Raw genomic sequence first — 25,418 nt, 5'->3', positions numbered from 1 at the left:
CTTATAACTTTCGCTTGAGTAAATTTTTATAGAAATAATAAATCGGTGTGATCAACAATATTGAAGCAATCTGTGCAACTCCTAGCCACCATGGTTGCCATTGTCGTTTACGATAAATTAGGCACGCAAGAATTGCTTGAGCGGCGTCTTTTGCTTGCATCGCTGGCATTTGCTGATATTGTTTAGTGGGTAAAATCATTCGTGTACGGACTAAGGGTAAGTAGACTAAGCCTGCGTGTACTTCATAAACCGCCAATTCTGGTTGAATGGCAAGAATCCACTGTTGCATTGCTGTTTTCGAGGCTTGATAGGTTGACCAAAATGGCGGGGCAAATAGTTTGGTGTTGATGGTTGAAACCACAATAATTTGCCCTTGCTTGAGTTTTAAATCAGTTAACAATAAACGGGTAAGTTGGGCAGGGTTGATGTAATTAATTGCAATGGTTCGATCGATATCCTGTGGGCGATCTAAGCTATCCCAAATAGAGCGCTGAATTGATTTTCCTGCATTATGGATCAATACATCAATCTGAATATTGCGCGCTGTTAGGCTTTGAAAAATATGTTCTGCTGCATCAGATTGATATAAATCTGCACAGATGATTTCAATATGGCACTGATTAGATTCTAATTCACTTTTGAGTTGTACAAGCTTATCTGTACTACGTGCAATCAGCACAAGCGTGCATTGTGTATTGGATAACAGCCTTGCACATGCTTCACCAATCCCAAAACTTGCACCTGTAATTAAAATCGTTTTATTGCAGAAATGTTGATCCAGTATATTTTCTTGAATTTGTGGGGCTCGAAAAAATAAAAATTCAGTGATTGTTCTGATTTTTTTATACATGATAATGATTAAGTCTGATTTATAGGGCTTTCGTTTAGTTATAACTGAAATTTATCTTAAATCAAAATGACTGTTGTTTAATTTGGTTTTTAGCATAAAAAAGCGCCTCGAAAGGCGCTTGATAAACTTAAAATAAAGTTTTAATTTAAACATCTAAAAGATCAGGTTCTTCTTCTTTATCTTCTGCAGGTGCAGCATTGGCTGTGGTTAAAAGTTTTTCACGAATCATACGATCAAGATCTTGAGCCAATTGAGGATTTTCCTCTAAATGTCGAATGACATTGTTTTTACCTTGACCGATTTTGTCACCTTGATATGAATACCAAGCACCCGCTTTTTGTACGAGTTCTTGTGCAACAGCCAGATCAACTAATTCACCTAAATGGTTCACACCTTTACCATACATAATTTGGAAAAGTGCTTCACGGAAAGGAGGCGCCATTTTGTTTTTAACAACTTTGACTTTGGTTTCAGAACCTACAATTTCATCGCCTTCTTTAACTTGTCCAATACGACGAATATCTAAACGTACAGAAGCATAGAACTTCAATGCGTTACCACCAGTTGTGGTTTCAGGGCTACCAAACATAACCCCAATTTTCATACGAATCTGGTTAATGAAGATAACCATACAGTTTGAACGTTTGGCATTACCTGTGATTTTACGTAAAGCTTGGCTCATCAAACGTGCTTGTAGACCCATGTGAGAGTCACCCATTTCGCCTTCAATTTCGGCTTTAGGGGTTAACGCTGCTACAGAATCGACAACGATCATATCGACTGCACCCGAACGAACCAACATATCTGCGATTTCAAGTGCTTGTTCACCATTATCTGGTTGTGAAACTAAAAGGTTGTCTATATCTACCCCAAGTTTACGTGCATATTGTGGATCTAAAGCATGTTCCGCATCAATAAAGGCACATGTTCCACCTGCTTTTTGGCATTGCGCAATGGCTTGTAGCGTCATTGTCGTTTTACCAGAAGATTCAGGACCGTAAATTTCAACGATACGACCTTTTGGTAAGCCCCCAATACCCAATGCAATATCAAGTGTTAAAGAGCCTGTAGAAACTGCTTCAACCGCTTGAACAGTGTTATCACCTAAGCGCATCACTGTGTTTTTACCAAATTGTTTCTCAATTTGGCTCAGTGCCGCATTCAGTGCCTTGCTTTTGTTATCATCCATCTCGTAAACCTCAAACGATGTAATATCACTAATATCTTAAGTGGATGTCATTAAATTTGATCTTTCGTCCACGGCAGTAATAGTGACAGAAAATAAAAAATGGTTCTATATTAAAAAACATTAGTACGACATAAGATGTCGTACCCAACCTAAACGAATTCAGTCATCATCATAGGACCAAGATTGGTCAAATTGTTGATCATTTTCTTGTTTAAATTTGCTAATTTGTCGTCGATCTTTTTTACTTGGTCGATGATCAGGGCGTGCTAGATTATGCAATTTTCTTTGGGATGAAATCAACTCTCTACGTGCCACACTCACCTCAGTTTCTTCATAAAGTTGTTGGGCGATCGGTGCGCCGCCACGAACAAAGGAGAGTGCTTTAATCACTACCGTTTTACGATCAAAACCTTGTTGTATGGTGAGCTCCATTCCAACACGAATCTCTTTTGAGACTTTAACACGTTCATTATTATGATGAACTTTACCACCCTCGATTGCATCTTTGGCAATAGAGCGTGTTTTAAAAAAACGTGCAGCCCAAAGCCATTTGTCTACACGCATTGTTTCAAGTTGTTGTTTCTCAGGCTGTTTTGACATCGACATCCTTATGTTCTAAATCTGTTGACTGTAAATTTGCTAACACTACGTTTTTCAGTAAAGGTAAAAGCTCAGTTAAATGATTGATTGCAGGATATTCCAATTCTAATTGATGACGCGCAGTACGACCACTGGAAGGTTGGGTAATCGTGATTAAGTGTGCTATACCAAACTTTTCAGCACCTTTTAATACTGGGATAGTGTCATCCACAAAACATGCATTTTGTGGGTCAAATGGATGCTTTTGCTGTAGGATTTGCCAAAACTCAATAAACTCTTTGGAATAGCCAATTTCTTCACTACTGATCATTACTTCAAAATAAGGGCTGAGATCAACATTTTCAAGTTTAAGTTTTAAGCCAGCACAATCTGCATTGGTCAGTAACCAACAACGATAACCTTGTATTTTTAATTGTTTTAATAAGTCAAAACAGCCCGTTCTTGGGGTGATTTTATCTTTAAAATCATATTGTAACTGGAGGACATCAACCCCAACTTTTTCAGACCAATATTTTGAAGAATACCAGCAGAGGGTATGATTATGTTGTTGATAAAATGCATTTAGAATATTTTGACTGTGCTCTAAACTACATTGATGGGTTTCTGCATGACGTTCGGGGAGTTTGGTATTCCAGATCAGATCATCGAAAGCTAAATCAAGGAGTGTGCCGTCCATATCAAAAAAGATGATCGGTTTTTGCATTCAAGAAACTCCTAAGTTTTTTAAAGTTTAGCAAAGACATGATGAGTGTGTAAATTTTAATAAAATAAATGTGGGATGATGAACTGGATAGCTTACTATTTTCGAATTTCTTTATTGGTCACTAATCGCTAGCGATGGTTTCAAAATTTGAGCCAACTACATATATTACAATCTAAAGCATTAGATCTAAATGCTATAACACTTAGATCCAAACGATATAAATGAGAATTAAATGAACATATTAGATATTATAAATTCTGAATTACATTAAGCAGCGATGCTATTAGATAATATTTCAGGAAAAATCCAAGAAGCACCAGAATTGGAAAATAGGGAAAATATTTTGCTTATCGGCAAAGTGCTCAGTCATATTTTTGAACTGCAAAAAAATATATATGAACATAGACCCGATTTAAAAAATATTCATGAACAAAACAACGATTAAAATTCAACACATCTGAAGCCTGAATTTTAAAGGTGTGAGGAATTATATAAATACAATTAATAAAAACAATATGTTATTGGTTAATTTATCCATATTAAAATGGATTTCATTGGATAAAATTTTAAATAGATTGAATAGACTTGGAGTAATCTAAATCAAATGAAAATTTAGAAGTCTATATAGTGTTCGAAAAGCACATCTAAGCTCAAGATATTTATTACTTAAAAGTTATTGTTTTCATGCACTCAACATAAAAAAATGGTAGGCTTGTGGACAAAAATCAGACATCCTACAGGTCGGATCAATGTTTATTACCACTCAAGCACCACAAGATGAACAAATTTTAAAATTAGTTCCAGTTTTGGCATCTGCAAGTCAGATCTTGCTCGAGGAATACCAAAATTATTGTGCTGGAAATGCGTTTAATATTGATAAAAAGGATGATCAGTCACCAGTTACCCAAGCTGACTTAAAAGTAAATGCCTATTTAATTGAACAATTAGCTAAAATTACCCCTGAAATTCCAGTCCTATCAGAAGAGAGTGATTATTCTCAACGACATACATGGAATATTTGCTGGATGCTGGATCCTTTGGATGGAACAAAAGAATTTATTCATGAACGTGATGAATTCACCATTAATTTAAGTCTAATTCACAATCACCAAACCATATTCTCAATCATTGCTGTACCTACTGAACAAGTGATGTATTTAGGTTATTTAACAGAATTGCCTTATAAATATTGCTTTATTCATAATACTTGGGAACGTTATTGCAAATTTAAAGCGGTAGAGGAAGATGCAATTCAAATTGGGCTCAGCCATAGCAGTAAAAACCCAAAGTATCAGCAATATATTGATTATATTGAGCAAGAGTCACCTGTAATTAGACGCGAGGCTGGCAGTGCCTATAAGTTTTGTATGATGCTTGAAGGTGAAATCGATATTTATCCAAGATTCCATCCTACCTCTGAGTGGGATACCAGTGCAGGACAAGGATTATTGGAAAGTATTGGTGGCGGATTACTGAGTTTAGCTGCGGTACCATTTACCTATAATCAACGTGATACCGTTTTAAATGATGGATTTATCGCATTTCGGAACATCGAAAATAAAGAAATTGCTTTAGAAGCATTAAGCAATGTGAGCTTTTAATCTGATATACATATGCATTTTATAGATAATTTAACACTTTGAGATTAGATTGAGCGTTTGGTTGCATATGTTATAGTAAGCTTGTATAAAAATGAGTTTTAAGTTGATATGGCCTTAGATTTATTGCCGAACAGTATGCTAAAAGCAATAGATTTATTGCCCGATGCGAAAACACCTGTAACCTTATTCACGCGTCATTCAATTCGTGAGGTTGTGAATGGGCAGGGGCTGGCAGGTTATGATCTGCAATTAACTTCCCAAGGTCGTGATCTAGCCCAAGCTTGGGGCTGTTATTTGATTGAAAATACGGATCGAGTGATCCAACATTGTATTTCAAGCCCCATTCAGCGTTGTGTCGATACCGCGGCTTTGATGATTCAAGGCGCTGACGGAATTTCTCCTTATCCGAATACCCATCATATCGAAATTGTAGAAAAGGGCTTATTGGTTGAGCCGGGAAGCTTTGTGCTGGATATTAAACAGGCTGCTCCCTATTTTAGAGCACAAGGTGCTTTAGGTTTTATCAACAGTTTTGTCAATAATGCCTTACCTGGTATGAAGCATCCGATTACGGGTGTGGTGGATGTGCTTGAATTAATCTATGAAACACATCCTACGCTAAACAACGGTATTAGTTTGGCTGTGAGCCACGATACGATTCTTGCTGCGATTATTGCGGTGATTTCAAAACGTACCTATATCAGTCAAAGTGATTGGCCTGAGATGATGGAAGGGCTATTTGTTTGGTTTGAAGGTGAACGTTTTGCAGATAGTCGTTTAAAATGGATTTGGCGAGGCGAACGTGGTGAATTGTCGATACGAGATTTTCAGCAATAGTTGTTTTTAAATCCAAAAATAATTATGTTGAGTGAATCATATTGATCTTGAAAGTTCCTTCTCTCTTTGTGTAGGTGATGCCTCATCTTGCACTACTCAATCTGTATCCCCGCATACCCACACACAATGGGCGATACCCCCAATCGCCACGCGATAGCGCCACGGTGCCGATAAATAACAACCTAAGACTCAATAAATCCATAAAAGTAAAATTTAGGGCAATATGTCCTTTTTATATTTTTTAAATAAAAAAACACATGATTATAATCTGTGTGATATATTTAAACTATTGAAATATATAATTATTTTAATTTAATCTCAAAAACCAAGGATAGAGATAAGTCGTTATAAATATGGGGAAGATATGTGATGCAATTACGGTTTAAATATTTAACAATTTGTACGCTTTCAGCAATGCTTATTGCATGTGGGGGTGGTAGTGATAGCCATGCAACAAATGATCAGCCATCGAATATACCGCAAAACCCTGGCGATGGTACAAATGAGTTACCTGGAGATGGTACACCAGAAACCCCAGACAACGGTTCAGGGGGGGCAAATAGCGGTACGACTTTGCCTCCAGAGAATGGTTCGGGTGGTTCAAATGGTGGATCAACTGAGACTCCTCCTGAGAATGGTTCAGGCGACTCAAACGGTGGCACAACTCAGCCTCCTGAGAGTGGTTCGGGCGGTTCAAACGGTGGCACGACTCAGCCTCCTGAAAATGGTTCAGGTGGCTCAAACGGTGGCACGACTCAGCCTCCTGAAAATGGTTCGGGTGGTTCAAATGGTAATACAGGGACAACACCACCTATAGTAGAAAAATATCCAGAACCAGTTAAAAATAAAATCTCAAGCAGTGTATTAGGCTTTTATGATTTTAATGCACAGGGTGGAAATCGCTTATTGCGCAATGATTTAAATGGTGACTTTGCTGCAATGCTACAGTTTGCCCAAAGCCATGTGGTAAATCCGAAGAATAATGAACAGGATAAAATGCCACGCTTAACAACGCAAAAAGATGCATTGTTATTGGTTACACCTTTAGTTTCAATGGGAGATGTTGATAAATTACAAGCGGAAATCTATCAAGGTAACCAACTGATACGTACCGTAAATCTAAAAGAGCCTTCACGTCTTGCTGCTTCCGATCAATCTAATCAGGATGATCGAGCGCGGGTGATGTACTCTAAACAGGCATGGTCAGCAGCATTAAAGTGGGATGAGGTACGTTCAGGATTATCCATCCGTATTATAGATCCTGTAAACAATCGCAGTGGTTCTTTAGCTGGGGCAGATATTGATTTTGCAGCACCAGGCGAGTTGGTGGTACAAAGTATTCGTTTAGGTTTATTGACTGATGTACCTAAATCCAATGGTCACTATATGCTGTTGGAACCTGAAAAAGCAGGAACCGATTATTTCCAAACCATCCCTGCTGCAAAAATGATTGTCAGCAAATACGATGAAATGAAGCTTAATCGGGTCATGGTTGCAAGTGGTGTCATTTACGATTCTGTCAGTGCAACCAATGGTGGTGTCTATGATGGAGATATGCGTGAAAATACTGCTAAATCAACATTTAGTGTGGGAATTAACTTAGCGAATTGGGGTGTCACCAGTTCATCGATGCAAAGTCAAGAGCAACCACAAGTGACTCAAAGTGTGGTGATTCATCATGCCAGAGGTAAATATGCCAATGGTGAGTCCAATCACGGCTTAAGTGGTGGAAATGGTATTTTGACATTGATCGATTCGGTGGGGAATGAATTTAGCCATGAAATCGGGCATCACTATGGTTTAGGGCATTATCCTGGCTCAGTCGAAACAAGTGGAAGTCCTACAAATTATTTCTGGTCTGCACATCATGCTGATAGTGGCTGGGGATATATTGCATTTCGAAATAAAATGCGTGGCAATTTAAATTGGGGCAATACCAATTTAGGTGATGGTAGTAATGGTGTACCAAACTTCCAAAATCTCTATGCTTATGGTTGGGATGCCATGAGTGGTGGATCTAGCGCCAGCTCGATTTCCAAATATACCCACTATACTGGTTATAGTATGTGGTTAAAAATTCAACCTGCTTTTGATAAATACGTTTGGGATCCAAATTCTACGACAGGTTATAAAAAATGGAATGCAGCAACGCGTGAAATGGTAGATGCACAACCTAAAACACCAAACTCAGGCAATGTTTGGTATAACAGTGCCGATGGTAACTTTTTAAAACCACGTTTATTTAGTGTGCCTGTTTATACGATTTTAGGTGGCTATGATCCAATCAATCAGGTGGGGATTATTTATCCTGCAGCACGAGGTAATTGGGGCAATGTCTTTAATCTACCTCAGGCCAACTCGGCTGGCACTGCTGCAAATTGTTGGTTAAATGTGCAGTATGTCAATAAAGTAGAAAATATTGCACTTGCACCACAACGGGTAAACTCAGGTAGCAATGCCAATAAGTTCCATATCAATCTTGCGCAAAGTGATGCCCCTCAAAATATTGATCTTTACTGCCAAAAAGCAGGCCAGCAAGCAGTGAAATTGTCGAATATCAATATCCCAGTCACTACACAAGCAATGACACCTTTTGTTTCTATTGGTAAAGAAGCAGAGTATTCGGCATTAAGAACACTTGAAATGCCACAACTCGAACAAGCTTTGCTGAATAATAAAGGTAAAGAGGTGGTCAGCCTAGATGCGGATTCACGCTTATTATTTGACTCTTATCGTCAATTTAAAACTGAATTGTCAGCGGACGCGCAGACAGAAATGGTTCGTTATACCCAACAGCAAATTAAACTTTATCGTTTAAATCGTTGGATAAATGCATATCGAACTGATCTCGAAAGTGGCAATGTTGAAGCGATTGAGGCATTTAATCAGTTTGTGGCAAAGTTGGAACTAAGTACTGATTTCAATTTAAACCATGTTTCCAGTATTAAAAATGGGACAAATTGTTTAAAAGTTGAAACACTGGCTAATGGCAAATTGAATGCCTATATCAGTGGTAAGAGTGGCTGTACGGGTGATGACACTGAACAGTGGATCTACGATGCAATGGGTAAAATCCACAGCAAAAAATATATGGATCAGTGTTTAGCCAATCAGGGTGGGGTGATTAATCTAAGCTCATGTAACCATGATGCAGCAAGCCAAGTGTGGGCGATGAATGCCACACTGCAACGTATCGAGCAAGGTTCAAAATGTTTTGATTTGGAATATGGTTATTTAAGCAATAACCGAGCACGTTTGATTAGTTATAATTGCGGTACTGGTGGGAATCAAAAATGGACAAATCTTACTGCCAATAACAGTTTGATTTTGGCTGCAACCCGTGCTGAAAATTTAGCTTTGATCAAGCAGCTTCTAATCAAGTAACCATTGATCAAATAAGCAAATCAAACATTAAGTTATCACAATAAAATAAGCGCCATAAGGCGCTTATTTTTGTTCATGTTGATGATTTTACTTAAATACATCAATGATTGAAATGTTGTTAGGCTGGTTTAAGAAAACTGATCCGCATTCATCAAAGAGTGTTGTAAATCTTCAGTGGCTTTACGCCCTTGTAGTTGTAAGGCAACAGCATGTATTAAACCAGTCCAAGTTTCATTGGGTTCCCAAATTTGATGCATCAACTCTTGTGCGGCTGGCATATCTATATCCATATAATATTGGCGATATAAATACATCAAACAACTCACCTGCATATTCTTCGCACAATGTACCCAAACGATTTTTTCCTGTACCAAATGCGCGATCAAATCTAACACAAATAAGCATTGATCATCTGCTGGTGTATCCCAATGGATTGGAATTTGAATGTAGTTGAGTCCAAACTCAGCACAGATTTTATCTTCATGTTCAAGGTGTAAGCTGGCATCTGTAAATGCCAAATTGATGATTGTATCTACGCCGTATTCTTTAATCTGTTTCAGTTGTTCAGCACTCGGCTGACCTGAAGTCAGTAAATGTTCGTGGACAAACTGGAAGTTTGCGATTTGACAGAGTTCTTGTTCAAGTTCGTTCATAGCATTCTTACAGAAAATGTTTAATAACATCATAAACAAAAACGCCATCTATGTAGATGGCGTTTTTATATTAATTAACGATTTGGTAAAATTTCTTTTAAAGCTGCATCCATTTCCAGAAGTGCTTTTTCAGTGGTTTCCCAATCGATACAGCCATCAGTCACAGATTTACCATATTCTAAATCAGCCAGATTTTCAGGAATATCTTGGCGCCCACCTTTGATATGGCTTTCAACCATAATGCCGACAATAGATTTGTTGCCATCTAAAATCTGTTCGGTGATATTTTTCAACACAAGCGGTTGTAAATACGGATCTTTATTTGAGTTGGCATGACTGGTATCAATCATGATTTTATTGCTGACTTTGGCTTTTGCTAATGCATTTTCCGCTTCAGCAACAGAACCCGCATCATAGTTCGGCTTACCATTACCGCCACGTAATACAACGTGTGCATAAGGGTTACCACTAGTACGAATCACTGAAACTTGGCCTTCGTTATTTAAACCCAAGAAACTATGACCATGTTTAACAGACTGCATAGCATTGGTTGCAACGGTTAAACCACCATCTGTACCATTTTTAAAGCCTACAGGTGACGAAAGACCAGAAGACATTTCGCGATGTGTTTGGCTTTCCGTTGTACGTGCACCAATTGCAGACCATGAAATAAGATCTTGGTAATATTGTGGTGAGTTTGGGTCAAGCGCTTCAGTTGCACAAGGTAAGCCTTTATCGTTTAACTCAAGCAATAGTTTGCGCCCTAAACGTAGACCTTTTTCAATATTAAAAGAATCATTCATATCTGGATCATTGATCAAACCTTTCCAGCCAACGGTGGTACGAGGTTTTTCAAAATAAACACGCATGATGATATATAAAGTATCTTTTACTTTTTCACTTAATACTTTTAAACGATTTGCATAATCATGTGCTGCAACAGGGTCATGAATAGAACAAGGGCCAATCACAACAAATAGACGTTTATCTTTACCATCTAAAATATTACGAACAGTTTCCCGACCATGAAGTACAGTTTGGTAGGCATTTTCATTTAATGGTAATTCAGCTTTAAGTTCCGCTGGGGTTACCAGCGTTTGAATGCTTTGGACATTCACGTCATCAATATCTGATTGAGTAATTGGATTTGAATTTAATGTATTCATTGCCGTCACTGGGTATTAGAAACATACAGAAAGTATTTTTAGTGGTCAGAATATAACACGAATTGGCCGAAGTTTTGTCATAAATAAATCATTAAAACTTTGCGGTCAATTCATAACTATTAGTTATTAATAAAAGCTTAATTTTAAACCTGTGGTTGTTGGACGGATGGCGTCACCATTGCAACCTGTGGTTTTTCTACAGGTTTGGATTTAACTGGGTTTAAGATAAAGTTAATACCCAATGCAAATAGGGTGATCCCCAAAACCTTGCGAATCATTTTTTCTGGCATTTTAGAACTGATTAAGGTTCCCACCACAATTGCAGGAATTGAGCCCACCAACAACCATCCAAGCAGATGAAAATCTACATTGCCAGATGTCATATGTGCAAATCCAGCAACAGAGGTTAATAAAACAGCATGTACAACATCAGAACCAATGATACGAATCATGGGTAAATTTGGAAACATGAGGATCAGTGCCATGATACCAAATGCGCCAGCACCTACAGAAGAAAGGGTCACAAACACACCCAGTACAATCCCCATAATCACCACATAAGTGCGTTTTCCTTCAATGTTGAAATTATTGGCTTCATGAAAATCTTGCTTTTCTGCACGAAATTTGGCAAAGAATTTTTCAATTCTAGAACGGAACACGATAGACAAGCCTGTTATGGTCAGCATAAAGCCTAACACCATGGTTAAAATGGCTTTGTAGTGCGTTGAACTGCTGAGATAATTGTCTAAAACCCAATGGGTGATAAATGAAGCAGGGACACTGCCTAAAGCTAACCAGAGAACAATCGGCCAAACGATATTCAGTTTTTTAGCGTGAACCATTGAGCCACAAAATTTAGAAATAGCTGCATAAAGTAGGTCTGTTCCGATTGCGATGTGTGGTTCTATTCGAAATAAACTAATCAAGATGGGGGTCATAAGTGAACCACCGCCTACACCAGTAATACCTACACAGAAGCCGACTAAAACGCCAGCTAGAATAAACTCAACAGGACCAAACATGACTTATATTGCCAGATATCAAAAAACAGGCATATCTTATGACTTTTTTGTATAAGTGGTTGTCTTGATTGTTGATTTGCTTATGCAAAAAAATGCTAAAGTCTTTTAACTTTAGCGTAATGCAGGTTTTTATATCTATCTAATTGATTATTATTCTAAATTTTGATTAGGTCTCTTTTGTAGCTTGAAGATGATCATTTGAATTAAATCATATTAGTATGAAACTTCTTCCTTCCTTTGGGAGGAAGGCTAGGATGAGGGTGCTTTTACATCGATTTATGCTTTTAAAAAGACTTGTGAAAGAAACCTAATAAATATACGAATTATATGATTTATCTTACAAAAGTAAACTTTATAACTTGGAACTTATACTTCTCTATGGAAATGAATATTTATGATTGAAAAGCTTACAATGCCCTACTTTACTATTGGCGCTTAAATAGGTTCACGTAGTCGATGCCTCACTTTTGGCAAGGGATGCCAAACCTCGCACTGCAAACAAAGCTATACTTTGTTTTTGCTCATGTTGTGCGAAGGGTACGTCCTGTAACCCCCGCATTCCCACGCTCAATGGGCGAGAGCCGTCGCCACGCAATAGCCCGATCATGTATAATTCATCAATATAAAAGCAACTCATTGCATACTAGTTCAAAATATGACTGAGTATTGAATGCTCATTTTTTAGTAACTCAAAATCTAATAATCAGCTCTAAAATAAGCCTTATTCTGAAATAAATATTCACATCAGTACTCGATGTTTAATGGGAATATTCAAGCAGATAAAATTTATAATAGAATGCTTTGATATTTAGATGCCCAAGGTTGCGCCTGCTCTAATTGTGCCGCCAGTTGTAATAACACATCCTCACGTCCAAAAGGGGCAATAAATTGTGAACCTAAAGGTAGATTATCTTTATTCCAATATAAAGGTACTGACATGGCTGGTAAGCCCGTGATATTGGCCAATTGAGTAAATGGAACCCACTGCAAATTATTTTTAATCATTTGCTCAACTAACTTACCTTTTGCCAGTAAGTGGGCTTGATCAACTTTGAGCAAGGCTTTTAAAATCGGAACCTGCCAAGATGGTGTTTTTACCTCACCATTTTTCGGTGCTACTGAGGCTGTAGACGGGATCAAAAATAAGTCATAATGCTCAAAGAAATGGTTCATTTTTGCAACATAAACACCCCAGTTATTGAGGTTGTTAATATAGTCCACAGCAGAAGCCTTGGCCCCAAATGCGGCAATTGCCAGTGTATCTAATTCAAAATCTTGATCTGTTGCACCAAATTTCTGTTTGACTTGATTGACCGTATAAGCGCATTGACTAAACCATGTGGTAATAAAGTCTTTGGCAAGAGACATACCGTCAATTTGAGGCGTTGCCTCTTCAACAATATGTCCTAAAGATTCTAAAAGTTTGCTAGTCTTTTGGATAGCTTGAACTGCATCTTTTGAAACTTTGGTTCCAATTGGGGAAACAGTGGAAAAACCAATTCGCAGACGCTTTGGAGCTTTTTCAATGATGTCTAAGTAGCGTTCAGTCGGGCTTTGGATGTTGAAAAGAGCAGTGCGATCTGAGCCTTGAGTGGCATCTAACATGGCTGCACTATCACGGACTGATTTGCACAAAACATGTTGCATCGCAGCACCATGCATTGCTTCACTGATTTCAGGTCCCCAAGGCGTACGTCCACGACTTGGCTTTAAGCCAAATAGGCCACAATATGAAGCTGGGATTCGGATAGAGCCACCTCCATCACTTGCACCCGCAATCGGTACGATACCTGCTGCAACCCCAGAAGCGGAACCTCCAGAAGAGCCGCCACTATTGTGTTTTAAATTCCATGGATTTTTGCAACTGCCCCAAGCTTAAGGTTCAGTGATACCTTTAATGCCAAATTCAGGCGAATTGGTTAATCCGAAAGTGACTACCCCAGATTTCACCCAGCGATTGACGATTTCTGAATTTTCTTTAGCAATATATTGCGCATTTTTAAACGATTTGGAACCAAATGAAGTTGCGACACCTGCATATTCTTGATGTAGATCTTTGAGTAAAAATGGTACACCTGAAAAGGGACCAGTCGCATAATTTTGGGTGTTTTTTAATGCATGTTCATAAATCGGAATAACGATCGCATTAATTTTAGGATTAACTTGTTCAGCACGTTGAATTGCGATTTCTAATAATTCATGTGCTTGTACTTCCTTGTTTTTTACAAGTTGTGCTAAACCGATACCATCATATTGAATATATTCTGAAAACTTCATAGCTTTCCCTTGCTGTTTTGAGTTATTGGGCAAATATGTTTTGGTTTTGTTCGATGGTTTTTTCTAAACAAAGCTGATTTCTACCTTTTTCCTTGGCTAAATACAAAGCATCATCAGCTCGTTTTATCAGCTGTTGAAAAGGTATGCAATAGGGTAAAGTCTGATAACTTAAGCCAATACTGACGCTGATATTTAAGCTACGTTGATCATCTAAATGAATCGGGGTATTGAAAACGCTATTACAAATTCTTTGTGCAATGGCAATACTTTGATCTAAAGATAGATCTTTTAATAATATAGCAAACTCTTCGCCACCTAAGCGACCAAATAGATCATTCGTGCGAATTTGTGCTTTGACTTGATGGGTAAACTCTTGCAAAACATAATCGCCGATCACATGGCCATATTGATCATTAATTTTTTTAAAATGATCTAAATCTAAAACTAAAATTGTGACGCTGTGTGCTTGTTGTTTTTCAACATCCTCAGCAATGGTGCGTTCACTTTCTTCATAGAAATAACGACGATTTAGTGTGGTGGTGAGGCCATCATGATTGGCTAAGTATAAGATTTGGTGATAAAGCTTTTGTCGATTTAAACTGATAATAGCGAGGGTTAAAGGCCCCAAAGCCAGCATCATTAAACCGATGCGTACAGACAGTGTGGTGCCCAAATAGGCATCGGGTGACTGAGCAATATAATATGCAGTCAATGCATTATAGAGCAGCATACACACTATACAGTTAATGATAGAGACAAAAAATAAATTATAGCTTAGTGCAGCCCAGACTAGCGCTGCAATTGGGAACATGATTGCACCTGGACCCAGAAAAAAATGAGTCAGAATGACGGAGAAAATCACGCCCAATAGCGGAAGAAATTTTTCGTATTGAAAAGGCTGTTGTTTAAATTGTTGGATATGGTTTTGAATGGCTTTTTTATCTGGGATTGCCAATATAATCGGTAAAAAGGCAATAACATTGAGGATTTCACCCGTCCACCACATACCAAAATCGACCCAGATTCTATCCATAATCATAAAGGTGTTTGGTAAATAAGGGACAGTTAAACTTGCGACGATTGGCGAGGCTAAACAACCGCCAAAGGCACTGATTGCAAATAAGTATAAAAATGTTAGACCTTTATTATATTGTTTATAATCTAGTTTAAAAAAACGAATCAGGCCTAATGTGACCACGGCGTGAGTTAGATTGGCTAAAGTCAGAAAGAAGGTGATTAAAAATGAATTGCCAGTAAGCAGATCTGCAAGCATAAATGCGATAAATGCACCAATCCATCCACCTATATTTTTTAAGCGATGAAACCTTAAAAAGAGCCCAAGTAAAACAGCATTTGCGGGCCAAAAAATGGCAAGAAAAGATAAGGGTCTACCCAATATTCCAGCCAATGCACAGACAAAAATAATCATTGCAATAATAAAAAATGCAGAGATGTTGTCTTTAAGCACTTGACTTAAATATGCGAGAGCTCGAGGCAATTTACTAACCTATTCTAAAGAGGGATTAATCTCTAAGCCAATATTTTATCTGGCTCTGCTAAGGTATTAATCAGTAATCATATCTATTTGTATCGATAAATCAATAGTTTTAGTTACCTTAATTCGGGCTCGTCACAAAAATGTTTTTTGCATAGATTACACAAGAAAGATTGTTCATATATGGTTAATTTTACATGTTTTATTCTAAATCTATGCTAATTTATGTCTGATGAAATATTACATACAGACTTGGTATGAAAAAAACAGCACTTATAATTTCTTTATTGCTTAGCCTTTCACCTTTTGTGAGAGCTGAAACAGTTCAACCTCAAGCAACCAATCCTACGACTGTGGCTGCAACCAATACCACAAGCACAATTCGTATAAATACTCGCCCTGAAATTTTAGGCTTATGGGGTATGGAAATTCCAGAAAATAAGAAATGTACAGAATATTATAATTTCCGTGGTTCCAATGAAGTGGTGGTGAATAGTGCCAAAGAGTGGTCAACTGGTCTGTTTGATTATCAACCTTCACCGGATAATACGTTGGAAAAGCCACCTGCATTAATCATGCAAATTCGCTATGAAAATAATGAAACAGATTGTTCAGGACGTAAAGAAGATCAGTCTGGTGAAGTTACCCAATATTTTGTGAAGTGGATTAATAAGAACACCTTGAATTTTTGTATTTCTGACAAAGGGGATCAGTGCTTTGCTACTTTACGCAGAGTCTTGCCTTAAGTCGATTTAAAGCATCAATGCTTGTCTAAGTAATGAAGCATTTGCTTTAAAATGAAAAACCTCTGATTTTACAGAGGTTTTTTATTGGGTTTTTACGGGATTAGAGAATGTATATTAAGCTTCTTTTTCATGTCCTTGAACTTGTTTTAATAAGTGTTTTTCAAGGTAGTGAATATCCATTGCTTGTGAACAGAAGTTTTTATCTTCAAGAATCAGATCTTTATGTAATGGAATATTGGTTTTAATTCCAGTTAAGATCATCTCATCCAAGGCTTGCTTCATACGGGCAATCGCGGTTTCACGATCTTTACCATAAGAAATCAACTTTGCGATCATTGAGTCATAATACGGAGGAATGCTATAGCCTTGATAGATATGAGAATCTAAACGGATACCCGCACCGCCTGGCGCATAGAATGATTCAATTTTACCTGGTGATGGTAAGAAGGTTGACGGATCTTCTGCATTGATACGGCATTCAATCGCATGACCTTCGATTTTAATGTCTTCTTGTTGAAGATTTAAACCTAGACCTGCAGCGATACGTAATTGCTGTTCAATAATATCAACACCAGTCACTTGTTCAGTCACCGGATGCTCAACTTGAACACGAGTATTCATCTCGATAAAGAAGAACTCACCATCTTCAAATAAGAACTCAAAAGTACCAGCACCACGGTATTGCATCAACTTACATGCATTGACACAAGCTTCAAGAATATGTGCACGCGCTTCTTCTGGTAAACCTGGTGCAGGTGCTTCTTCAAGCACTTTTTGATGGCGACGCTGTAAAGAGCAGTCACGGTCATATAAATGAATCGCTTGGCCATTACCATCGGCTAAAACTTGTACTTCAACATGACGTGGTTTTTGTAGGAAACGCTCCATATAAACCGTATCATCCCCGAACCACATTTCAGCATCACGTTGTGCAGCTTGAACAGATTCAAGTAATGTATCAACACGCTCAACAATACGCATCCCACGCCCACCACCGCCTGAAGCAGCTTTTACAATCAATGGGAAACCAATTTCTTTGGCTTCAGCCAATGCATTGTTTGGTGTGACCGCATGAGCAGAACCAGGAACTGTTGGAACACCTGCTTTACGCATCGCCGTAATTGCGGAAACTTTATTTCCCATCAGACGAATGTGTTCGGGACGAGGTCCAATGAAAATAAATCCTGAGTTTTCTACAATTTCTGCAAATTCAGCATTTTCAGATAAGAAACCATAACCCGGATGGATGGCATCTGCGCCTGTAATTTCTGCTGCGGTAATAATGGCTGGAATATTTAAATAGCTTTCACTACTTGCGCCAGGACCTATACATACGGCTTCATCACAAAAGCGTAAATGCATCAAATCTTTATCAGCATCTGAGTAGATTCCGACAGTTTTGATTCCCAAAGTTTTACAAGCACGAGTGATGCGTAATGCAATTTCACCTCGGTTTGCAATTAAAACTTTTTGCAACATATCAACCCCCGAGGTATTACGCGCGGTAGCGAAATAAAGGTTGACCGAACTGGATTACATCACCATTTTTTACTAAAATTTCTTCAACTACACCACTTTGAGTTGCTTCAATAGGGTTCATAATTTTCATTGCTTCGATGATACCTAAAGTTTCACCCGCAGAAACAGTCTGACCAATATTCACAAATGGTGCTTCACCCGGACTTGGTGCTGAATAGAACACACCAACCATTGGAGACGTTTCTACTGCACCACGAGAGGCAGCTTTAACTACAGGCGCTTCAGCGGTTGGAAGGGCAATAGGTGCTACACCAGCAGCAACCACAGGATTACGGCGAGTTAAAGCAATCGATTGATCGCCTTCTTTCACTTCAATTGCTTGAAGATCAGATTCGATCATCAAATCGATGAGCTTTTTAATTTTGCGAATATCCATGGGTTCGTATTCCTAAATTATGATTGGGTTGAAGATTTAAGTTTTTCGATGGCGAAATCAAGTGCAAAAGAATAGCCTTTGGCACCTAAACCACAAATGACGCCAACAGCTTTATCTGATAAATAAGAATGATGTCTAAATGCTTCACGTGCATGAACATTAGAAAGGTGTACCTCAATAAATGGAATCGCAACGCCAAGTAGAGCATCACGTACAGCAACTGAGGTATGGGTCAGCGCGGCAGGATTAATAATGATAAATTTTATGCCGTCTTGTTGTGCTTGGTGAATACGATCGACCACAGCTCCTTCCCAGTTGCTTTGAAAAGTATCTAAACTCATATTAGCTTGTCGTGCTTGGAGACTCAGTTGTTGGTTAATGTCATCCAATGTGAGGTGACCATAGACCTCAGGTTCGCGCTTTCCTAGCAAGTTTAAGTTTGGTCCGTGAATGACCAAAATGGTCGAACTCATTGAGAGTGCTCCAATTCAAAAGTCGCAAAAAAAATTGCAAGATGTCTGCAAAGTTTGCATATTATGGCATATTTTTCCACAAATACTTTATATTTTCTTTGAATCGTCGCGGAAACGCAGTGCCTTGTATGGGCTATATAATGTTAATTTTGTCTGTAAATGGCAATGTTAAAATATGACATTTTTAGCAGATGTTTTACAGAGACTTCATTTTAAACTGAGTGACCAAAACTATTCATTTGATTTGTGTAACAGCCATATGGCTATCATCAATACATAAGATGTCACTACAACGCGTTGTATAGCTTGGAGAACGATTTTGCTGACGCATTTTCCATGTTTCTTTGTCGGAATGATAACCTACTTGAATACAGTCTGAGCCAAAGCGTTGTTTCATACTGGAGAGTGTATCCATCAGTTGATCACGTTGCTGAATAAAGTCTACAGGATGCCATAAGTCATTGATGTGCTGGCTTTTGCTATGCAGTGCTGAGAACATGACGGCGACTTTTACATACTTTAAATTTTCTTTAAATAAAACATCAATTTGCTGTAATGCTGACTTGGTTAAAATCATCAAATCGTCTGTTGCATACATCAAGCCAATGACACTACTTTGTGCCTTTTTATAGGGTGCTTGAGCAACTTTTTCATATAAGGAAACATGCACAACTGCACACAGTTGGCGTTGCTTGCTTAGTCGTTGATGTGCACGATTGACATGGAAAATAATGGCTTGTTTAATAATCTCAACATTATTTAGAGCAGATGCAAAACTGCGTGACGAAAGGATACGTTTTGAGGGAATGTCTGCATCGTCCAAAGCAATACAGGATTGACCTTTTAGCTCACGAATGGTGCGTCCAATGACCACTGAAAACTCGCGTGCAAGGTAATGTTCATTGGCAAAAGTTAAGTCATAGCAATTATAAATATTATAAGCTTGTAACCGTTTGCTGGTTTTACGTCCAACACACCAGACCTCAGCGACACTGGTTTCAAGTAGTAAACTTTCAAAACTGCACAAATCTAAACCAGTCAGGTCACAGACACTATCAAAGCCGCGCCGTTTCTTGGCAAAACTATTGGCAAGCTTTGCTTGGGTTTTACTATAGCCAATACCAATACAACAGGGTAGACCAAGCCATTTTTGGATGGTTTCGATGAGTTTTCTACAGTAATCCTGTAGAACGAATAAGTCTTGATAGGAACTGAGATTGATAAAACACTCATCAATAGAGTAGGCTTCCAAATCCTCATCTTTAAAAAAAATCTTTAAAATTTTAAAAAAACGATCTGAAAAATCACCATATAAAGCATAGTTACTTGAAAAGGCGAGTACTCCGGCTTTTTGGGCTTGTTGTTCAACTTCATGCCAAGGGATAGCCATATCTATATTTAACGCCTTGGCTTCGTTGCTTCGTGAAACGACACAACCATCATTATTGCTTAATACGACAACTGGTTTGTTATTTAAACTGGGGTTAAATACGCGTTCGCAACTGACATAACAATTGTTAATGTCGATCAAAGCAAAAATTTGTTCACTCATGAGATATTTTGAAAAAGTTACAAATTCAAGTTAAATATTAAAAGATGTTTAAAATAAATTCAAATCAAATGTGGATTTATTCATCATTTGGACGGGATGATTTCAATAAAGGGATTGGCGAGATACAAAACTTAATAAGCACTGTTGAGCTTCGTAGTGGTTTAAGTAATTTAGGTAAAAATGCTGAATAGAGAAGTGATTCTTTTAAAAGGTATATCTTAAATTGCAGCTTACAATGTCGAAAAATGAAACATCTCAATCCTTGTATAGAAAACTGAAAGGGCTAAATTAACAGTTGTCGTAGATTTGTACGGCATATCCCAATATTGAAAAGGATGGATATGAAAATGGCTAATCAACAACAGAATCAGCAGAACGACCAACAAGGTCAGCCCAATCAATCTAATCAACAGCAGAAGCAACACAGTCAGCAAGATCAACAATCAAATCAACAAAACCAGCAAAAGCAACAATCCAACCAACAAGCTCAACAAAATCAGCAAAACCAACACAAGCCTCAGCAAAAATAGGGCTTTGAACTAAACTCAATCGTAGCTTTTAATGACAAAACGCCTCAACTTAGGTGTTTTGTCATTTTAGATTTAGATAGAGTTAACCTGTAAAAAACGCATACACAAGAATATATACAGCTACATATTAGAGGGGGAAGTTTAAATTTAATTTGCGTAGGCGATGCCTCCAAAAGATAATAAACCTTGCACTGCAAACAAAGCCGTGCTTTGTTTTGCTTATGTTGTGCAAGGGAACGTCCTGTACCATCGCATTCCCACCTTACAACGATAGGCGATATTTATGTCGCTCCACGGCAGGATAATCCTCTAGAATTCAATAATACAAAAACTTATTCATAACCAAAAAACTTCATACAAAAACATAAGCTTTATTGATGATCAATGACTTGATGCAAATCAATTGTATGAATAATTAAGTGGTTTGACTTTATTATGCTTTTAAAGCATTTTGATTTTAAGCTTACGTTACCTATCACTTGAATTGTTTCTTGCTATGATCAAGAATTTTATGAAGACCTTCATTTATATTTATACATTGATTAAATTGGGCAAAATAGTGTATTTCAGTGTTTAGTGTGCTAAAAAAATGCGCTGGATCCGCAATAGTATGATTAAGATGATAGGGTTCAAAATGTAGGCTGATGACTTCAAATTGATTTTTTGCCCGATGTGCTTTGCAATCTATACGTCCCACAATTTGATCCCCATATAAAATAGGTAGACAAAAATAACCAAATATACGTTTAGGTGGCGTCACATAACATTCCAATCGATAATCAAATTTAAACAGGGTATTTAGACGTTCACGATGTATCACCAGATTGTCAAAAGGAGAGAGAAGTTTGACTTTCAACTCAATAGTCGGGATCCGTTCTAAGGCATCGGTTGGGATATAAAGATTTTGACTATCTTTGTCCCTACTGCCTAATTGAGCTAAAGTGGTGATTACACCCGCATCTAATTTTTCATTGACAATGTCACGCATTGCCTTACGGATCTTTTGTCCAACTTTTAAATGCAACAATTGCTTCCATGTAAACACGCCATGTGCACGAAGCGTGGTATTGAACAAGTAGTGGGCATATTCCTCTAATGTAGGAACACTCAGATCAAGCTGACTTGGAATACAATATTCAGTCAGTTGATAGACTTTTTCCATACCATTACGTTCAGAAATCATCAAATCGCCTTGCATAAACAATTGTTCAATAGAACGACGCGCTAAACTTGAGTTCCACCAGCCCCCCGAATTTTGCTTATTGCCTTGTTCAATGTTACGTAATCGAATACTGCCTTCAGCTTTCGCCCGAGCCAGAATCTCATTCATAAAAGCTTGATCACCGTGCTTAAAATAACGATGCTCTCCATTTCTAATCGATGTCATATGAGGAAGTGCATAGCGATAATCCTGCATCGGTAAATAAGATGCTGCATGAAACCAATATTCAAAAATATGTTGTTGTTTGATCAGTTGATTTAAATGGCTTTGTTGATAATCCGGAACACGGTTCCATAAAATATGATGGTGGGCACGTTCTACTACTGAAATTGTATCAATCTGGACATAGCCAAGATGTTCAATGGCATGGCGTGTTCCAGATAACCCTGTACCGAACGAAGTAGGTGAAATTAGACCCTGATGAGAGAGTGCTAGGCGTCTTAATGATTCAATCATAACAATTATTTTTTTAACCTATTTTTAGTGAGTATTGGCTTACAAGAGTATCGCAAATGAAACTTTAAGATGATTAGCATAAACCAGTGCTGTCACTTTTAATGATCATTTTAATTTTTTAAGAATATAAGTAACTACGCCCCAAATCATAATTTGTTCTTCACTGTGTGGGTGAATATCTGGAAAATCAGGGTTTTCTGCTTTGAGCCAAATATCATAAATTCCTGTAGATACTTTAACTTGCATAAAGCGTTTGACTGTAAATTCATTGTTGATTAATGCCAAAACAATATCGCCATGTTCAGCCTCTAGACTACGATCAATTAAGATTTCATCTCCAATTTCAATACCTGCATTTTTCATTGATAAGGAGTTAACTTTTAATATAAAGGTTGCAATAGGGTTATGAATTAAGTGTTCATTTAAATCAATTTTCTTTTCAGTATAGTCTTGGGCGGGTGATGGAAAGCCTGCTGCAACAGTTTCTAAAGGATAAGGAATGCGAATGTTGCTACGAAATTCAATTGTAAGTAGATCTTGCATTGAAATAGACTCGATAACAGAGATGAGGGGATTCATTGATTTAAATTTTTCCCTTACAGTGCTATCACTTAATTTCGATGGAGAATTTAAATTTGGCTTCATCACGATTCAACTTGATAATGTAACATAATCAAGTTTAACAAAATAAATGCTTGATGCAAGATTCTTTTGGTGAATTGATTGTGATTGTCAAACTGTCAGCTTACAATTTGACAAAATCCAATCGCTCGGAAATGTACATGTTGCAAGATTTTGTAGAAGAACAGAAATTAGTGTGTGAAGAATTTGACTCTCGCTATATCAAAGTCAATGAAACGGATCTCGTGGCTATCGCTAAGCAAACATTAAATAAAGAACCGATCGTGGGTTTACGTAAACAGCCAGATGCTGAAAACGTGTCATGGTTTATTTATGGTGGTGAGTTGGAAGAGGGTGAAGATTTTTTTGATGTGATCAGTGTAAAAGAGCTTGAAGAGGTTTTTCCTGATGCGATTCCTTACCTTGCTTTAGAAGAAGGCTTTAGATTTATGATAGATGCTGATGAATACGAAGATGTATGGAAAGCAGATATTTTATAAAAAAGGTTTGCTCAAGCATGAGCTATAGATTTATTTTGACCCTCTGCAGTATTGTTCTGAGTAGTGTATTCAGTACCCCAAGTTTTGCTGAGCAATCCACGCAAAAACTCACTCAAGAACAATATGATCAGCGTATTCAAACCTATACTGATCAAGTCAATGTAACCAAACATATATTGGATGAAGATCAGAGCACGATCACTGCAGCTGAACAGCATAAAGCATTTTGTTCGCGCTTAGATGCTTATCAAATGATTGCTAGAATTTCGAAAGAAAATTTAGAGCTCGATACGGCCAATATGATGTTAATGATTGCCAACAATTATTTAGATCGACAAAAGCAAAGTATTGAGCAGTCAGGAATGACGCTTGAGCTATTTTGTTCGATTAAGAAATAAGCAAAATGTCATTTAAGCCTTATTTTAGTCAAAAAATGATATTTAATTGGCTGAAAATGATAAGTTGTTTTTTTTTAAATGATCAATAATAGACGCATTAAAGCAATACAAGATTTGATTTTCCCTGGTCTGTATTTTGTTTGGCTTTAAGCATCAATCATATGACTGATGCACCCTAAACTCGCTTAATTGCGAGTTTTTTAATGCGTGTGTTTTGTTCTGGCTTTGAATTCACACTAAGATCGTAAAAGATTGCAAGCCAATTAAAAGAAATATGACAACTCAATTCAAAAGGAAACAAGAGTTCACTTTTCAGCAGAATTTTAAAAAATAGAAGAGCAATCAAGATTGCGCATAAAGCCAAATAGGTTTAATTACTCTAAGCAAAGCTAAAAATTTTCTTAAATATTAGAATGATGTAAGTAAATTTAATTTTTGATTTTATTGATTTTTTATTTTATCTAAGGGGCAATGTTTTCATTTTTGAGCAGATGTTGTTACTGTGAGACTGTTATCCTGATCCGTATATATTTTTTTTATCACTTTCTAGTAAAGAAAATATGGGTTTATATGTATAAATTTATCAGTAAAAGTGTGATGTCGTTGCTGATATGTATTGAATAAATTCTTTAATTAATCAAGTGATTAATCTATCTGTTAATTTTTTATTTAAAGGGTTTTTATGAAATCTATCCGTTTATCGCCATCGTTTACTTTAGCATTGTTACAAGCCCGAGAAGCAACAATGACTCATTTTAGATCAGTATTAAATGAAATGGATTTTAACTGAGCAGAAATGGCGGGTGATTGCTGTAATTTATCAATATGATGAGCTTGAAAATAACCATTTGGCTGATTTGGTGTGTATTTCAAAGCCCAGTTTAACGGGAATCTTAAGTCGTATGCTTGATCGAAACTTGATTAAGAAATGCAAAATCTCCATGATCAACGGGTGAGTTTGATTCGGCTTAGTGAAGAGGGTAAACAATACTTTGAAACGCAAGCGAATAAAATGGAAGAAATTTATATAGATATTCAAATGCAATATGGTACAGAGAATATCCAACAACTTATGGGATTGTTAAATGATCTTTCGAAAATAAAACCACGATAAATTTTAAATTATCAGATCGCAAGTAAAACAATGGTTTAGGGATTAAAATAAAACTGCATGTCACTCAATTCATTTTAAATATGCAAAACACTTTAATCAAAAATGAGTGGGTTT

Annotated in this window: 22 protein-coding genes and 2 pseudogenes; 9 read left to right on the top strand and 15 right to left on the bottom strand. The window is 37.3% G+C overall.

Annotated elements, in window-relative coordinates; genetic code table 11:
* Position 1: 1 nt before the first annotated feature.
* The 4 genes from AC4CUY_RS11200 to AC4CUY_RS11185 all read right to left on the bottom strand — a co-directional run bounded on the left by AC4CUY_RS11200 (position 2) and on the right by AC4CUY_RS11185 (position 3,342).
* Positions 2-850 (bottom strand): SDR family NAD(P)-dependent oxidoreductase, encoded by an 849-nt coding sequence (locus tag AC4CUY_RS11200; RefSeq protein WP_419327324.1) that lies wholly within the window; start codon positions 848-850, stop codon positions 2-4.
* A 145-nt stretch (positions 851-995) separates the two neighbouring features.
* Positions 996-2,039 carry a recombinase RecA gene (gene recA, locus AC4CUY_RS11195; protein ID WP_336950811.1) on the bottom strand — a complete coding sequence of 348 codons (1,044 nt, stop codon included), beginning with the start codon at positions 2,037-2,039 and terminating at the stop codon, positions 996-998.
* Between the two features lie 159 nt (positions 2,040-2,198).
* Positions 2,199-2,639: an RNA-binding S4 domain-containing protein gene (locus tag AC4CUY_RS11190; RefSeq protein ID WP_336950812.1), complete on the bottom strand. Its 441-nt coding sequence runs from the start codon at positions 2,637-2,639 to the stop codon at positions 2,199-2,201.
* Positions 2,623-3,342 carry an HAD-IA family hydrolase gene (locus tag AC4CUY_RS11185; RefSeq protein ID WP_419360003.1) on the bottom strand — a complete coding sequence of 240 codons (720 nt, stop codon included), beginning with the start codon at positions 3,340-3,342 and terminating at the stop codon, positions 2,623-2,625. The genes AC4CUY_RS11190 and AC4CUY_RS11185 overlap by 17 nt, the downstream gene beginning before the upstream one ends.
* Positions 3,343-3,619: 277 nt before the next feature.
* Between AC4CUY_RS11185 and AC4CUY_RS11180 the strand changes: the two genes are divergently transcribed.
* The 4 genes from AC4CUY_RS11180 (at position 3,620) to AC4CUY_RS11165 (ending at position 9,164) form a co-directional block, all read left to right on the top strand.
* On the top strand, positions 3,620-3,787 hold the full coding sequence (locus tag AC4CUY_RS11180) for a hypothetical protein (protein WP_419360005.1): 168 nt from the start codon (positions 3,620-3,622) through the stop codon (positions 3,785-3,787).
* A 304-nt stretch (positions 3,788-4,091) separates the two neighbouring features.
* Positions 4,092-4,943 (top strand): 3'(2'),5'-bisphosphate nucleotidase CysQ family protein, encoded by an 852-nt coding sequence (locus tag AC4CUY_RS11175; RefSeq protein ID WP_336950883.1) that lies wholly within the window; start codon positions 4,092-4,094, stop codon positions 4,941-4,943.
* Positions 4,944-5,051: 108 nt separating this feature from the next.
* Positions 5,052-5,780, top strand: coding sequence for a histidine phosphatase family protein (locus tag AC4CUY_RS11170; protein ID WP_336950884.1), 729 nt, complete (start codon positions 5,052-5,054; stop codon positions 5,778-5,780).
* A gap of 369 nt (positions 5,781-6,149) precedes the next feature.
* On the top strand, positions 6,150-9,164 hold the full coding sequence (locus AC4CUY_RS11165) for a M66 family metalloprotease (RefSeq protein WP_490774128.1): 3,015 nt from the start codon (positions 6,150-6,152) through the stop codon (positions 9,162-9,164).
* Positions 9,165-9,292: 128 nt separating this feature from the next.
* Here the strand turns inward: AC4CUY_RS11165 and AC4CUY_RS11160 are convergent, their stop codons facing one another.
* The 5 genes and pseudogenes from AC4CUY_RS11160 to AC4CUY_RS11140 all read right to left on the bottom strand — a co-directional run bounded on the left by AC4CUY_RS11160 (position 9,293) and on the right by AC4CUY_RS11140 (position 15,780).
* Complete coding sequence (locus tag AC4CUY_RS11160) at positions 9,293-9,817, bottom strand: protein tyrosine phosphatase family protein (protein ID WP_419327363.1); 525 nt, start codon at positions 9,815-9,817, stop codon at positions 9,293-9,295.
* Positions 9,818-9,891: 74 nt separating this feature from the next.
* Positions 9,892-10,983: a 3-deoxy-7-phosphoheptulonate synthase gene (locus AC4CUY_RS11155; RefSeq protein WP_004719768.1), complete on the bottom strand. Its 1,092-nt coding sequence runs from the start codon at positions 10,981-10,983 to the stop codon at positions 9,892-9,894.
* A 143-nt stretch (positions 10,984-11,126) separates the two neighbouring features.
* A complete protein-coding gene (locus tag AC4CUY_RS11150; RefSeq protein ID WP_336950886.1) occupies positions 11,127-12,005 on the bottom strand; it encodes a sulfite exporter TauE/SafE family protein in 879 nt (292 codons plus the stop codon).
* 786 nt (positions 12,006-12,791) lie between these two features.
* Positions 12,792-14,282: pseudogene (locus AC4CUY_RS11145) on the bottom strand (amidase).
* Between the two features lie 22 nt (positions 14,283-14,304).
* Positions 14,305-15,780, bottom strand: a complete 1,476-nt coding sequence (locus AC4CUY_RS11140) for a GGDEF domain-containing protein (RefSeq protein WP_336950890.1) — start codon at positions 15,778-15,780, stop codon at positions 14,305-14,307.
* Positions 15,781-16,034: 254 nt separating this feature from the next.
* On the opposite strand from AC4CUY_RS11140, the gene AC4CUY_RS11135 reads away from it, so the two are divergent.
* Complete coding sequence (locus tag AC4CUY_RS11135; protein WP_336950891.1) at positions 16,035-16,523, top strand: hypothetical protein; 489 nt, start codon at positions 16,035-16,037, stop codon at positions 16,521-16,523.
* Between the two features lie 114 nt (positions 16,524-16,637).
* Here AC4CUY_RS11135 and accC read toward each other — a convergent pair whose 3' ends face one another.
* The 4 genes from accC to AC4CUY_RS11115 form a co-directional block, all read right to left on the bottom strand.
* Positions 16,638-18,002, bottom strand: a complete 1,365-nt coding sequence (gene accC / locus AC4CUY_RS11130; RefSeq protein WP_336950892.1) for an acetyl-CoA carboxylase biotin carboxylase subunit — start codon at positions 18,000-18,002, stop codon at positions 16,638-16,640.
* Between the two features lie 16 nt (positions 18,003-18,018).
* Positions 18,019-18,438 carry an acetyl-CoA carboxylase biotin carboxyl carrier protein gene (locus AC4CUY_RS11125; RefSeq protein WP_336950893.1) on the bottom strand — a complete coding sequence of 140 codons (420 nt, stop codon included), beginning with the start codon at positions 18,436-18,438 and terminating at the stop codon, positions 18,019-18,021.
* A 17-nt stretch (positions 18,439-18,455) separates the two neighbouring features.
* Entirely contained in the window at positions 18,456-18,911 is a 456-nt protein-coding gene (aroQ, locus tag AC4CUY_RS11120) for a type II 3-dehydroquinate dehydratase (protein WP_336950894.1), read from the bottom strand.
* Positions 18,912-19,146: 235 nt separating this feature from the next.
* Positions 19,147-20,463, bottom strand: a complete 1,317-nt coding sequence (locus AC4CUY_RS11115; RefSeq protein WP_490774127.1) for a Y-family DNA polymerase — start codon at positions 20,461-20,463, stop codon at positions 19,147-19,149.
* A gap of 347 nt (positions 20,464-20,810) precedes the next feature.
* Between AC4CUY_RS11115 and AC4CUY_RS11110 the strand changes: the two genes are divergently transcribed.
* On the top strand, positions 20,811-20,993 hold the full coding sequence (locus AC4CUY_RS11110) for a hypothetical protein (RefSeq protein ID WP_336950896.1): 183 nt from the start codon (positions 20,811-20,813) through the stop codon (positions 20,991-20,993).
* A 475-nt stretch (positions 20,994-21,468) separates the two neighbouring features.
* Here the strand turns inward: AC4CUY_RS11110 and AC4CUY_RS11105 are convergent, their stop codons facing one another.
* Both AC4CUY_RS11105 and AC4CUY_RS11100 read right to left on the bottom strand, forming a co-directional pair.
* Positions 21,469-22,671, bottom strand: coding sequence for a winged helix-turn-helix domain-containing protein (locus tag AC4CUY_RS11105; protein WP_490774126.1), 1,203 nt, complete (start codon positions 22,669-22,671; stop codon positions 21,469-21,471).
* Positions 22,672-22,776: 105 nt separating this feature from the next.
* Positions 22,777-23,214: a LexA family protein gene (locus tag AC4CUY_RS11100; protein WP_490774125.1), complete on the bottom strand. Its 438-nt coding sequence runs from the start codon at positions 23,212-23,214 to the stop codon at positions 22,777-22,779.
* 239 nt (positions 23,215-23,453) lie between these two features.
* Between AC4CUY_RS11100 and AC4CUY_RS11095 the strand changes: the two genes are divergently transcribed.
* The 3 genes and pseudogenes from AC4CUY_RS11095 (at position 23,454) to hpaR (ending at position 25,304) form a co-directional block, all read left to right on the top strand.
* Positions 23,454-23,792 carry an immunity protein Imm33 domain-containing protein gene (locus AC4CUY_RS11095; RefSeq protein ID WP_336950899.1) on the top strand — a complete coding sequence of 113 codons (339 nt, stop codon included), beginning with the start codon at positions 23,454-23,456 and terminating at the stop codon, positions 23,790-23,792.
* 17 nt (positions 23,793-23,809) lie between these two features.
* Positions 23,810-24,190, top strand: a complete 381-nt coding sequence (locus AC4CUY_RS11090; protein WP_490774124.1) for a hypothetical protein — start codon at positions 23,810-23,812, stop codon at positions 24,188-24,190.
* 682 nt (positions 24,191-24,872) lie between these two features.
* A pseudogene (hpaR, locus tag AC4CUY_RS11085) lies at positions 24,873-25,304 on the top strand (homoprotocatechuate degradation operon regulator HpaR).
* Positions 25,305-25,418: the final 114 nt, after the last annotated feature.

It is taken from the genome of Acinetobacter sp. 778_lipA, assembly GCF_058242985.1.
The sequence above is the reverse complement of the archived record's forward strand: the minus strand, read 5'-3'. Positions and strand labels throughout refer to the sequence as shown.